At 68.6% G+C, this 14,511-nt stretch carries 2 protein-coding genes and 1 pseudogene; all 3 read right to left on the reverse strand.

What is annotated here, in order from left to right; all coding sequences use genetic code 11:
• Positions 1–93: 93 nt before the first annotated feature.
• Positions 94–5,319: pseudogene (locus ADY01_RS08210) on the reverse strand (type I polyketide synthase); the annotation flags it as partial.
• Between the two features lie 135 nt (positions 5,320–5,454).
• Positions 5,455–10,854 carry a type I polyketide synthase gene (locus ADY01_RS08215; RefSeq protein ID WP_053170620.1) on the reverse strand — a complete coding sequence of 1,800 codons (5,400 nt, stop codon included), beginning with the start codon at positions 10,852–10,854 and terminating at the stop codon, positions 5,455–5,457.
• A 31-nt stretch (positions 10,855–10,885) separates the two neighbouring features.
• On the reverse strand, positions 10,886–14,491 hold the full coding sequence (locus tag ADY01_RS08220) for an SDR family NAD(P)-dependent oxidoreductase (protein WP_234320135.1): 3,606 nt from the start codon (positions 14,489–14,491) through the stop codon (positions 10,886–10,888).
• Positions 14,492–14,511 lie beyond the last annotated feature (20 nt).

Here is a 14,511-nt window from a genome sequence, read left to right on the forward strand (position 1 = left end):
TTGGGTGTTCGTCGCCGGCGAGTGGCGGAGGGGGTAGGTCGGGTTCACGGTGGGCCAGTCCCGTCGTCCGCACGTCACGAGGGGAAGTCGAGATCACGTGCCGGAGTCGCCCTGCCCTGACGTGCCATCGAATTCCGGCGAGCCCACGTGGGATTCGAGGCGTTCCAGCAGCTCCTCGGCGGCCAGTTCCGCGGTCGGGTACTCGAAGGCGAAGGTGGCCGGGATGCGGACGCCGGTGAGCGCCGACAGCCGGTTCCTGAGTTCGATGGCGGTCAGAGAGTCGAAACCGATGTCGAAGAAGGAAAGGTCCGGTCCGATTTCGTCCGCAGACACGGAGCCGAGGATCGTGGCGACCTCGCGCTGGACCAGGTCGACCAAGATCTTTCCTCGCTGGTCCGGGGACGCCTCGGCCAGCCGATCTGCCAGCGTGTCGGCCCCGGTCGCCCCATCACGGGCGGGCCGCCGACTGACGCGGATGAGGCCGCGCAGCAGTGGGGGGACGGATGCGGAGTTGGCCTGGTCCCATAGCGCCTCGAGTTCCATCTTCGTCAGGACCTGAACAGCGTCACGGTCAAGCAGCGCGAGGTCGAACAGCTCCATGCCCTCTTGCGCCGTGAGTTCGGCGCTGTTCCAGCGGTCGAAACGCTTCAGCTCGACCTCGGCGAGTTTGTCCAGCGCGTCCGATCCCTGCCCCCACCATCCCCACACCAGTGAGGTTGCCGGCAATCCGGAAGCATGACGGCGTACAGCTAGCGCGTCGAGGTAGGAGTTCGCGGCAGCGTAGTTGCCCTGACCCGCCGAACCGAAGATCCCCGAAAGAGAGGAGTACAGGACGAAGGCCGCGAGGTCGAGATCGCGCGTGAGTTCATCCAGAATGTGTGCCGCATCGGCCTTCGGACGGAGCACCGCGTCGAGCTGTTCGGGCGTCAGGGACGTCACCACACCGTCATCCAGCGCGCCGGCTGCGTGGATCACGCCGGTAAGGGGGGTGTCCTGGGGAACCGAGGCCAGAAGCGCGACCATGGAGTCTCGGTCGGACACGTCGCACGCTACGACTCGGACAAGCGCCCCGAGCCCTTCGAGTTCGGCTTCCAACTCGGCCGCGCCCGGTGCGTCCGGTCCCCTCCGGCTGACCAGGATGAGGTTCCTGATCTTGTGCTGGGCAACCAGATGCCTGGCCGCCAGGCGACCCAGCCTACCCGTACCGCCGGTGATCAGGACCGTGCCCTCGGGGTTCAGTGGACGGCCAGGGGCATCGGCGGGGGCGGCCTTGACGAGCCTCGGCACCGACACCGCGCCTCTGCGAAGTGCCGCCTGAGGCTGCCCGGACGCGAGTACATCGGGAAGGCGCCGGGCTGACGCCTCCGTGCCGTCCGTGTCGACCAGGAGGATGCGGCCCGGGTTCTCGGACTGTGCCGAACGCAGCAAGCCGGCAGCCGTCGCAACGGCCAGATCGGGAGCCGGGTCCCCGTCCTGGACGACCGCACCGACCTGTGTGAGAGCGACGAGAGGAGTGTCCTGGAAGGCGGGTTCTGCGAGCCACGCCTGGACGACCTCCAGCACTCGCCCGGTGAGGTCCCGGACGGCGGCGAGGTCCGTACGTCCGTTCCCGGCCACATCGAGGAGGAACATGCCGGGGGGCGTCGCGGCCACGGCACGAACGTCCTCGGCGGTTGTCACGGGTACGGCGTTCAGCTCGTCATGCACGCTCCTGACGGAGATGGGCTCCCAGGCCACGCGGAACATCTGCTCCTTGGACGCGCCTGAGCCGACACGCAGCAGTTCCGGGACCACCGGTCGCAGGACCATCGAGTCGACGGCAGCCACAGGTGCGCCGAAGGCGTCGGCCAGGCGCAAGCGGATCGTGTCGCGGGCGAGCGGTGTGAGGTGAACCCGCAGCGTGGAGGTTCCGCCGGCGTGCAGTCTGACGTCGCGCCAGACAAAGGGCAGAGCCAGCTTCGGGCTCTCGCCGGCCATATCCGTGCGGAAGGCACAGGCGTGCATGGCCGCGTCCAGGAGGGCCGGGTGCAGCCCGTAGTCATCGCCCTTGCCCGCTGCCTCGGGCAGTGAGACCTCGGCGAACACCTCCTCGCCGTGCGTCCACGCCCCGCGCAGGCCCCGAAAGGCCGGACCGTAGCCGTATCCCGCCTGTGCCATGCCGTCGTAGACGTGGGCGAGTACGTCCGGGTCGACGGCGGTGGCGCCGGGCGGCGGCCACTGGGTGAGGTCGAAATCGGCCCCACCCTCCTCCGGCACCAGGCGCCCGGAGGCATGACGGGTCCAGCTCCCACGGGGACCGGTTTCCTCCCAGCGGGAGTGAATCTGGACGGTGCGGTGGCGAGATTCGTCGGGCTCACCCACCCACACACGTACCTGGACACCGCCGCTCTCGGGCAGCAGGAGGGGGCGCTCGATAACCAGTTCGCCGACCAGGCTGCACCCGATCTCGTCGCCGGCGCGGATCGCGAGTTCCACGAAGGCTGCTCCGGGCACGAGGACGACTCCGGCGGCCGCGTGGTCGGCGAGCCAGGGGTGCGTGCGCAGCGACAGCCGGGAAGTGAACAGCACGCCGTCCGAGCCGGGGATTTCGGTGACCGCGCCGAGCAGGGGATGGTCCGCCGCCTCGAGACCGAGGCCTGGTGCGTCCCCACCGGAGGCTGCCGGATCCAACCAGTAGCGCTGGCGCTGAAAGGCGTACGTGGGCAGATCTATGGGCCTCTCCGTACCGCGGCCGAGGACGGCCCCCCAGGAGACCTGAACGCCGTGGGTGTGCAGGTGGGCCAGCGAGGCGAGGAGCCTGCGCGGGCCGCCCTCGTCGCGGTGCAGCGAACCGGTGACGACAGCGGGTGCCTGGAGCTCCTCCAGCACGTCCTGAACGCTCGATGCCAGCACAGGGTGCGAGCTGACCTCGATGAACACTCCATGTCCATCACCGGCCAGGGACCGAATGGCCGGGTCGAACTGCACGGTCCGCCGCAGGTTGCGATACCAGTACTCAGCGTCCAGCTCCGTGGTGTCCTGGAGTCGCCCGGTCACCGTGGAGTACAGCGGCACGCGCGAAGGCCCGCCGGAGAACCCGGTAAGTGCCTCAAGGAAAGAGTCGCGCAGCACATCGATCTGTGAGGAGTGTCCGGCGGCGTTGGCCCTGTGAATCATGCGGGCGTGGATGCCCTCGGTCTTGCACCGGGCGAGCAGCTCTTCCAGGGCGGGCAGTTCACCGGTCACGACCACTGAGGAGGGTCCGTTGACTGCGGCGATCTCCAGGCCCGGCAACTCCTCGACCAGCACGGAGGCGGCCTTGACACCGGCAACGAGGGACGCCATGCCTCCGCGTCCCGACAACTCGGCGCGGATGGCCTTGGCCCGGTAGACCACGAGGCGGGCGGCGTCCGGAAGGGACAGCGCACCGGCAAAGCAGGCAGCGGCGATCTCGCCCTGGGAATGACCCACGACCGCATCCGGGACGACCCCGCACGCTTCCCACAGCGCGGCGAGCGACAGCATCAGTGCCCACGACACCGGCTGCACGACGTCGATGTCTTCAAGGGACCGGGCGCCCTCTGCCTGCCGCACCACATCGAGCAACGACCAGCCGGTCAGCGGGTCAAGCGCCTCGGCGCACTCGGCCATGCTCGTGGCGAACACGGGCGACGCCTCAAGCAGTTCCCTTCCCATGCCCGCCCACTGTGCACCCTGGCCAGGGAACACGAAGACGGTCCGGCCCACTACGCTCTCGGCCGTTCCCTTGACGACACCGGTCGCCGACTCGCCGTTGGCCACGGCGTCCAATGCAGTCAGCGCCTCTTCCCGGTCCTCGGCGAGCACGATCGCACGGTCGGGGAGAAGACCCCGGCTCTGCACCAGCGACCGGCCGACGTCGAGCAGGTCCAGCTCTTGACGTTGCCTCAGGAACGAATCAAGGCACCGGGCCTGACCGGCGAGACCCGCCTCGCCACGGGCCGAGAGCACCAGTGGCACAACCGAGTCGCCCAGCACGCACGCCTTCTCGTCGGACGGGTTCACGGATGTCTGCTCGGGCGCCTGCTCCAGGATGACGTGCGCGTTGGTGCCGCTGACACCGAAGCCGGAGACCCCCGCACGACGAGGACGGCCGGTCTCGGGCCACTCGTGCGCCTCGGTCAGCAACTCAACCGCTCCAGCAGACCAGTCGACCTGAGGCGTGGGCTCGTCCACGTGCAAAGTCTGCGGCAGCACACCATGCCGCATGGCCATCACCATCTTGATCACACCAGCGACGCCTGCCGCATGGCCCGCGTGTCCAAGGTTCGACTTCACTGAACCGAGCCACAGCGGCAGTCCGGGGTCACGGCTCTGACCATAGGTGGCCTGTAGGGCCTGTGCCTCGATCGGGTCGCCCAGGGGGGTTCCGGTGCCGTGCGCCTCGACGATGTCGACATCGGCGGACGACAGACCAGCGGTAGCGAGTGCCTGGCGGATCACCCGCTGCTGCGAGGGCCCGTTCGGCGCGGTGAGTCCGTTGGACGCGCCATCCTGGTTCACCGCAGTGGCCCGTACGACGCCGAGAATCTCATGTCCGTCACGGATGGCGTCGGAAACCCGCTCCAACAGCAGGACGCCCACGCCCTCGGCACTGTTCGTTCCATCTGCGGATGCCGCGAACGCCTTGCACCGGCCGTCCTTCGCAAGAGACCGCATGCGCGAAGCCAACACCAAGCCAGCGGGAGTGCACATCACGCTGGAGCCCCCGGCCAGCGCCAATGACGACTCGCCCGAACGCAGGGACTGCACTGCCATGTGCAGGGCTACCAGGGACGACGAGCAGGCCGTGTCGACCGTGACTGCGGGCCCCTCGAACCCGAAAGTGTAGGAAACCCGTCCCGACAGGACGCTCGCCAAGCCGCCGGTCATCAGGTAGCCCTCGAGCTCGTCGGGGACACTGTGGAAACCGGTGGCGTAATCGTGCCCGCCCACGCCGGCGAACACGCCGACGTTCTTGCCACGCAGAGCAGCCGGGTCTATGCCTGCCCGTTCGATCGCCTCCCACGACGTCTCCAGCATCAGACGCTGCTGCGGGTCCATGACCAGCGTCTCGCTTTGTGAGATGCCGAAGAAACCGGCGTCGAACTCGCCCACGTCGTGCAGGAACCCGCCTTGCCGTACATACGTCGTGCCGACCCGATCGAGGTCCGGGTCGTACAGGTTCTCCAGATCCCAGCCCCGGTCGGTGGGGAACGCGCCGACCGCGGAACGACCATCGGTGATCAACTCCCACAAGTCTTCAGGGGACGACACCCCACCGGGGAACCGGCACGCCATGCCCACGATGGCGATCGGTTCAGTGAAGCTGTCGCGGATCTTCTTGTTCTCGTTCTCCAGCTGCTCGTTCTCGATCAGTGAAGCCCGCAGCGCTTCGACAAGCCTTGCCTCTGAGCTGGTCATTCCCTGTCTCCCTTCGTTCCGGTCGCTCGTCCGCTACTGCTTCCGGGCTTTCCTCATCGCGCGCTCCACCAGGTCGTCAACGCCCATCTCCTCGATCAGCAGCTTGCCGTCCTGCTTCGGTTCGGCGGTGTCCGGCGCTGTGGCACTTTCACCACCGGGACTCGCCACCAGTTGCAGGAGCTTCTCCATGAGCCCGAGTTCCTGGAACCGGGACAAAGGCGTGGTGACCAGGACCCTCCGGATCTCGTCCTCCCGACCCGCCAACTCGCCAACGGCCTCGGGGCACAGTTCCGCGAGCAGACGGTGCATCAGGCTCCGGGGTGTGGGATGGTCGAAGATGATCGTGGCAGGGAGGCGGATCCCTGCGAGTCCGGTGAGTCGGTTGCGGAGTTCAACGGCCAACATCGAGTCGAAGCCGACCTCCCGGAAAGCCCGGTCGGGGTCGACCTCGCCGGGTGTCGAATGGCCCAGGACCGTAGCGACCTCGTGCCGGATCAGATCCAGCAGCATCTGCTCTCGCTGGACCGGGCGCGTGGCGGCCAGCTGTTCAGCGAGGCCGCCCGAACGAGGGGCCAGGTGCTGAGCGGTGCGACGGCCGGCACCCACGAGGCTCCGCAGCAGTACGTGTACGGGTTCGGACGCGGCTTGGGCGCGCAGCGCGGCGTAGTCCGGCCTGGCTGCCAAGAGCACCGCGTCGTCTGACCGCAGCGCCGCGTCGAACAGCTCCAGAACCTCCTGGCTGGAGTGTGCCACCAGGCCCTGCGGGGCCATCCTCCGCTGATTGGCCATGCCCAGGTTCCCGCTGGTGCCGGTCTGGTCCCACACCCCCCATGCGAGGGAGATGCCGGGCAGGCCGGAGCGGTGGCGGTGGAGGGCGAGGGCGTCCAGGGAGGCATTGGCGGCGGCGTAGTTGCCCTGGCCGGGGTTACCGAGGACTCCGGCGGCGGAGGAGAACAGGACGAACGCCGCAAGATCGGCGTCCCGGGTCAGTTCGTGCAGGTGCAGCGCGGCGTCAAGTTTCGGCCGCAGCACGGTGTCGAAACGCTCCGGAGTCAGAGCCGTGACCACACCGTCGTCGAGGACTCCGGCGGTATGAACGACCGCGGTCAGCGGATGCGCATCCGGCACGGCGGCCAGGAGCGCCGCGACAGCGTCCCGGTCGGCGATGTCACACGCGGCGACGGTGACGCTCGCGCCGAGGTCGGTCAGTTCCTCGTACAGCGCCGCCGCCCCCTCGGCATCCGGCCCGCTCCGGCTGGCCAGCAGCACATGCCGCACACCGTGCTCGGTCACCAAGTGCCGGGCGAGGAGACTGCCGAGCGTCCCCGTCCCGCCAGTGACAAGAACGGTGCCATCGAGGTCGAGCTCGCGCCGGGGACCTTCGGCCAGCAGGGCACGCTTCAGCCGAGGGACGAAGGCCACACCACCGCGCACACGGACTCGCGGCTCGCCTGTGGCCACCGCGAGCCGCACGGCCTGCACGGCGTTCACGGCCGTCGAAGGCTCCGAGGCCGTCGCACTGCCGCTGTCCTCGGCATGGTCGCTCTCGACAACGACGATGCGGCCCGGGTGCTCCGACTGCGCCGAACGCAGCAGGCCCGACACAGCGGCCACCGTGACATCGTCCTCGGCGTCGGGCACGACCACGACGAGGCGGGTGTGCGCCAGAACCGGTACTGCCAGCCACGCCTGGACAACAGCCAACACGGCCGCGACAGCCCCGCGCGGGTCGGCAGGCGCCTGCCCGACCTCATACACCAGCAGGCCCGGCACCGCAGGACCGTCCGCCGCGAGGGCAGCAACATCTTCGGCATCAACGACGACCGCCGTAGTACCGGCGTCCTCAGCCATCTCACCCGAGGGAAGCGGAAGCTCAACCCAGTCGACCAGGAACAGGCCGTCGGGAGCCGACGCATCCTCGGTCTGCGCCCGCTCGGGCGAGAACGGCTCGGCGACAACGGCATCAACGGTCAGCACCGGCCATGCGGCGGCGTCCAACAGCTCAAGACGGGTCACCCCTGCGGTGTCACGGGCTGTGCGGACCCGTACCGCCGCGGCGCCGGAGGCCAGCAAGGTCACCCCGCTCCACCGGGTCGCGATCACGTCCTCATCAGGGAACGCCGTTCGGACCGCTGCGTCGAGCAGCGCCGGGTGCAGCCCGTAGCGGTCGGCATCGCCGATCGCCTTGTCGAGAGCCACATCGGCTGCGGAGCTGCTGGTAGGCCGCGTGGCGCCGGAAGTGGGCGGGGTCACCGGGCCGGGTGCCAACGTGCCGTGCGCGTGGCGTGTCCACACCGCCTCCAGGCCGGCGTTGTCCGGGCGGGAGTACACCTCGACCGGCCGCCGCCCCCGCTCATCAGCCTCCCCGACGGTCATCTGCACGGCTCTGCCGCCCCGCAGCGGCAACACGACGGGCCGCTCCACGGTCAGCTCCTCGACCACCGGACTGCCCACCTCGTCACCGAACCGGATGGCCAGCTCGACCAACGCCGCGCTCGGCACGACAACGACATCACCGACGGTGTGATCGCCCAGCCAGGGGTGCGCGTCCACCGACCACCGCGAGGTCGTCATGAAACCGCCGGAGTCCGGCCGGCCGACGATCGCCCCGATCAGCGGATGATCAGCACCCGCCTGACCGAGCGCGACAGCATCCACGGCAGGAGTGGAACGCAGCCAATAATGCTGATGATCGAAAGCGTAAGTCGGGAGATCGATGTGTGAAGCACCGGCAACCGGCAGCATGGCCGCCCAGTCCACGACCACACCCCGGACGAACAGTTCGGCCATCGAGGTCAGCAACCGGCCCAGACCGCCCTCCTCACGGCGCAGCGAACCACCGACCACGGCCTCCGTGTCGGCCTGGTCGACGATCTCGCTGACCGGCTGCACCAGAACCGGATGGGCACTGGCCTCCACGAACACCGTATGACTGCCGGCCAGGAGGTCGGCGATAGCGGGACCGAAACGGACCTGGCCACGCAGATTGCGGTACCAGTAACCACCGTCGAGGACACCCGCCTCCCGCACCCACTCGCCGGTCACAGTCGAGTAGAAAGGAATCAGCGGGGTTTGGGCACGGATGTCGGCGAACGCCTCGCCCAGGATCTCCTCGATCGCTTCGACATGCCGGGTGTGGGAGGCGTAATCCACCGCCACCCGACGCACCCGCACACCATCCGCCTCAAGAACGTCGAGGGCTTCGTCGAGGGCTTCGGCATCACCGGCGATCACTACCGACGTGGGACTGTTGACCGCCGCCACCTCCACCCGGCCGTCCCACCGCTCGATACGCCCGGCCACCTCAGCCTCGGACAGCGCCACCGACGCCATACCACCCCGGCCCGCCAGACTGCCCGCGATGACCTGACTGCGTATCGCCACCACCCGGGCAGCGTCCTCCAGCGACAACGCACCCGCCACACACGCAGCCGCGATCTCACCCTGCGAATGACCCACCACCGCATCCGGCACCACACCCACCGACGACCAGACAGCGGCAAGGCCGATCATCACCGCAAAACTCGCAGGCTGCACCACATCCACCCGCTCCAGAAGATCGGCCGGAGCATCCCCCCGCAACACATCCACCAACGACCAATCCACCCACCGCTCCAACGCCACCGCACACTCCCCCACCCGCTCCGCGAACACCGGCGAAGAATCCAGCAATTCACGCCCCATACCAGCCCACTGCGAACCCTGACCCGGAAAGACGAGCACGACCTTTCTGGCCCCGCCCGGAGCCGACACGCTGCCAGTGACCACACCGGGATGAGACTCACCCCGCGCCAGCGCCTCCAGACCCGCCACAGCCTCACCCCGCGAGCCGGCCACCACCACCGCACGCTCGGACAACACCGCCCGCCGAGCAACCAACGCCGCAGCCACGTCCGTCAGAGGCACCTCACGCGACTCCACGAAGGACGCCAACCGCTTGGCCTGGCCCGCCAGGGACCCGGCACTCCTCGCCGACACCACCAGCGGCACCACACCCTCATCGGTCCCCGCCACCCCAGGCCCGACAGGCTCCGGCACTGCGGGCTGCTCTTGCGGGGCCTGCTCCAGGATCAGGTGCGCGTTGGTGCCGCTGACACCGAAGGACGACACACCAGCACGGCGGGGCCGGCCGGTGTCGGGCCACTCCCGGGACTCGGTCAGCAGCTCGACCGCGCCCGCGGTCCAGTCCACCTTCGCCGACGGGGCATCGACATGCAGCGTCGCCGGCATCACGCCGTGCCGCAGCGCCTGCACCATCTTGATCACACCAGCCACACCCGCCGCCGCCTGCGTGTGACCGATGTTCGACTTCAACGACCCCAGCCACACCGGCCGGTCCTCGGGCCGGTCCTGCCCGTACGTGGCGATCAGCGCCTGCGCCTCGATCGGATCACCCAGAACCGTCCCCGTCCCATGCCCCTCCACCACATCCACATCCGCCGTCGAAAGCCCCGCATTGGCAAGCGCCTTACGAATCACCCGCTGCTGCGACGGACCATTCGGCGCGGTCAACCCGTTCGAGGCACCATCCTGATTCACCGCGCTGCCACGGATCACCGCGAGCACCCGATGCCCGCGCCGCCGGGCCTCCGACAACCGCTCCAGGACCACCACCCCGACGCCCTCAGCCCAGCCAGTACCGTCCGCGGCATCCGCATACGACTTGCACCGGCCATCCGAGGACAGTCCGCCGTGGCGCGAGAACGCCTCGAACGCTCCCGGCGTCGCCATCACCTTGGCCCCGCCCGCCAGCGCCAGCGAGCACTCCCCCTGCCGCAACGCCTGCGCCGCCAGATGGATCGCGACCAGCGAGGACGAACACGCCGTGTCCACCGTCACCGCCGGACCCTCAAAACCGAACACATACGACACCCGGCCTGAGGCCACACTCGACGCCGCCCCCGTGCCGATGCCCCCCAGCTCGGAGTGCGCGTTGCCACCCGCGAAGTAGTCGGTGCCCATGACGCCGGAGAACACCGCGACCTCTTGGCCCTTCAACGTCCCCGGGTCGATCCCGGCCTGTTCCAACGCCTCCCACGAGGTCTCCAGCAACAACCGCTGCTGCGGATCCATCGTCAGCGCCTCACGCGGCGAGATCCCGAAGAAACCCGCGTCGAACTCCCCCGCGTCATACAGGAACCCGCCCCGGGGCACGTGGGGGGTGCCGGCCTGGCCCGGGGCGGAGTCGAACGAGCCCTCCACATCCCAGCCACGATCGGACGGGAAACCGGACACACCGTCCCGGCCCTCGCTGACCAGCCGCCACAGATCCTCCGGACCCGCCACACCGCCGGGCAGACGGCACCCCATACCCACAACCGCAACCGGCTCCCCGGAGGCCTCCAAGAGCTGGCGGTTCTGCTTCTTCAGCGAGCCGACCTCTTCGAGCGATGCTCGGAGCGCCTTGACGACCTTTTCATAAGGAGCACTCACTTGAAATCCCCAACCATCAGGTGCCGCAAAGTCACTTGTCGTCGCCGAGGGCCAGCTGCACAAGATCGTCGACGTTCAAGTCGGCGATCGCGGTCTCATCATCGGCGTCGTCCACCATGCCGATCGGCGTCTCGTGGTCATTGAGTTCAACCAGCCTGACCAGGGCGTCCAACAGTCCAGCCGCCCGGAACCGGGCGAGTGGCAGCGATGCGAGCCCGCGCCGCAGCCGTGCCTCGTCCACGTCCGGGCCGGCCGTGACGCCGTCGGGGAACACTTCGCGGTGGAGATAGCGGGCGAGGGCGAGCGGGTTGGGGTAGTCGAAGACGATGGTGGCGGGAAGCTTGAGGCCGGTGGCCCCACGAAGGCGGTTACGCAACTCGACCGAGGTGAGCGAGTCGAACCCGGAGTCCTTGAACGCCATCTCCGCTCCGACCTTCGCGATCCCAGCATGACCGAGGACCGTCGCCACATGACCACGGACGAAATCGAGCAGCAACGCCTCCTGCTCCTGCGAGGTGAGACCTGCAAGCCGGGCAGCAAGGCCGCTACCACCGTCCCCCGCCCCCGCCTGCCCGTCTCCCGCCCGTGCCCGCCGCCGTCCGCTCTGCACCAGACCACCCAGAAGCTCTGGGAGACCTCCGCCGGCCACCGCATCAGCACGCAGCCTCCGCAGATCCACCTTCATCGGCACCACCAGAGCTGCGGGAACCCGCAGGGCCGCGTCGAACAACCCCATACCTTCGGCGGGGGTGAGGGGCAGGATGCCGCCGCGGCTCATGCGGGCCTGGTCGATCTCGCTGAGGTGGGCGGTCAGGCCGGTGCTCTGCTGCCACAGACCCCAGGCCATCGAGACACCGGGCAGGCCGGCGGCCCGCCGGTGGGCCATGAGCGCGTCGAGGTAGGAGTTGGCGGCGGCATAGCTGCCCTGGCCGGCAGAGCCGAGCAAAGCGGCAGCGGACGAGAAAACGATGAACGAGGCCAGTTGCGGAACGAGTTCGCGAGTCAACTCGTCCAGATGGCGGACAGCAGTGACCTTAGGAGCGAAGACTCCTTCGATGCGCTCCGGCGTCAATGCGCCGATCACACCATCGTCCAAGACCCCCGCGAGGTGAACGACCCCGGTCAGCGGATGCTCGGCCGGCACGGCCGCCACAAGGGCCGCCACGGCGTCCCGATCAGCGACATCACACGCGCAGACCGTAACCACCGCGCCCGACTCGCCAAGCTCGGCAACCAGCTCAGCCGCGCCCTCCGCCTCAGGACCACGACGGCTGACCAACAACAGGTGCCGCACACCATGCTCAGCCACCAAGTGCCGGGCAACCAAGACACCCAGGGAGCCCGTGCCGCCCGTGACCAGAACGGTGCCCCCGGAAGCGAAGGCGTACCCACCCTCGGTCTCGACAGCAGCCGCGCGTACCAGACGCGGGGCGGACAGGACCGTGCCACGAACGGCGACCAACGGCTCCACGGCGGCAAGCACGCGCCCCAGAACGGGACCCGCTCCAGCGGAGCCGGCGGGGTCGAGGTCGAGCAGAATGATCCGGTCGGGGTTCTCGGCCTGGGCGGCGCGGACCAGACCCCACACGGCGGCGCCGGCCGGATCCGTGACATCAGCGTCGCCGCCCGCGGGCACCGCACCCCGGGTAACGACCACCAGCTTGCCGCTCTCGAAAGCCGGGGCTACCAGCCATGCCTGGAGCACACCCAGCGCCCTGCCCGTCAGGGCAAGCACCTCATCGGCATCCTCAGCCCCATCCCCAAAGGCCTCCAGAACAGCCACGGCCGGAGCATCGACCGCCAGAGCGGCCACATCCTCAGCAGTGGCGACCGGTACCCACGACGACACCATCTCCGAACCCAGGCCAGAAGCGGGCAGCTCGGCCCACTCCACCCGGAACAAAGAGCCATCACCGCCCGCCGCGCCCAACCGCTCGGCGGAAACCTCCCGGAACACAAGCGAGTCCATGGCCAGAACGGGTTCGCCGGTCTCGTCCGCAGCCTGCAACGACAACACATCCGGCCCGGAAGACACCAAGCGCACCCGCAACGCCGAAGCACCAGCCGCATACAACGCCACATCGTTCCAGGAAAACGGCAGCACGGTTCGCGACCCACCCGCCCCGGCAGCAGCCTCGTCCGGCCGAACAAGCCCCCTGGCATGCAGAGCAGCATCAAACAACGCAGGATGAATACCGAACCTCACAGCGTTCTCACGCTGCTCATCAGGCAGGACGACCTCCGCGAAGACCTCCTCACCCCGCCGCCACACCGCACGCAAACCCCTGAACGACGGGCCGAACGCATAGCCGCGAACACGCATTTCCTCGTAAAACCCGGCAACATCGAGCGGCACACGCTCAGCACCGGCCGGCGGCCACACCGAAACGTCAAAGCCCGCCATATCCGTACTCCCGGCCAGCGCCGGCCCCAGCCGGCCAGTGGCATGACGGGTCCACACCTCGCCGTCGTGATCCCCCACGCTGTCCTCAGACGCCGAGTACACGGTGACAGCACGGGCACCGCTCTCCTCCAGGCCACCGACCGCGACCTGGACACGCACACCACCGGTCTCCGGCACCACGAGCGGCGCCTCGATCACCAACTCCTCCACCACACCACAACCGACCTCGTCACCAGCACGAACCGCCAACTCGACCAGCCCCGTACCCGGCACGAGCACAACCCCGCTCACCGCATGATCGGCCAACCAAGGATGCGTCCGCAGAGACAACCGAGAAGTACACAAGACACCACCGGTCTCCGGCACCGCCACCACCGCACCCAACAACGGATGATCAACACCCGCCTGACCAAGCGCGACAGCATCCACAGCAGGAGCAGAACGCAGCCAATAATGCTGATGATCGAAAGCGTAAGTGGGGAGCTCGACCTGGGTGGCGGCGGCACTGGCCGGGAGGACACCCGCCCAGTCCACGACCACACCCTGGACGAACAGTTCGGCCATCGAGGTCAACAACCGGCCCAGACCGCCCTCCTCACGGCGCAACGAACCACCGACCACGGCCTCCGTGTCGGCCTGGTCGACGATCTCGCTGACCGGCTGCACCAGAACCGGGTGAGCGCTCGACTCCACGAACACCGAGTAACCCTCACCCAGCAGGTCGGCGATGGCGGGACCGAAACGGACCTGGCCACGCAGGTTCCGGTACCAGTAACCACCGTCGAGGACACCCGCCTCCTTCACCCACTCACCCGTCACAGTCGAATAGAAAGGAATCAGCGGCGCCTGCGCACGGATGTCGGCGAAGGCCTCACCCAGGATCTCCTCGATCGCCTCGACATGCCGGGTGTGGGAGGCGTAATCCACCGCCACCCGACGCACCCGCACACCCTCCACAGCAAGGACATCGAGAGCTTCATCGAGGGCTTCGGCATCACCGGCGATCACCACCGACGACGGACCGTTGACCGCCGCCACCTCCACCCGGCCGTCCCACCGCTCGATACGCCCGGCCACCTCAGCCTCGGACAACGCCACCGACGCCATACCACCCCGGCCCGCCAGACTGCCCGCAATCACCTGACTGCGCACCGCCACCACCCGGGCAGCGTCCTCCAGCGACAACGCACCCGCCACACACGCAGCCGCGATCTCACCCTGCGAATGACCCACCACCGCATCCGCCACCACAC

Origin of the sequence: Streptomyces sp. SBT349, from assembly GCF_001083795.1 — a bacterium.
Classification (GTDB): Bacteria; Actinomycetota; Actinomycetes; order Streptomycetales; family Streptomycetaceae; genus Streptomyces.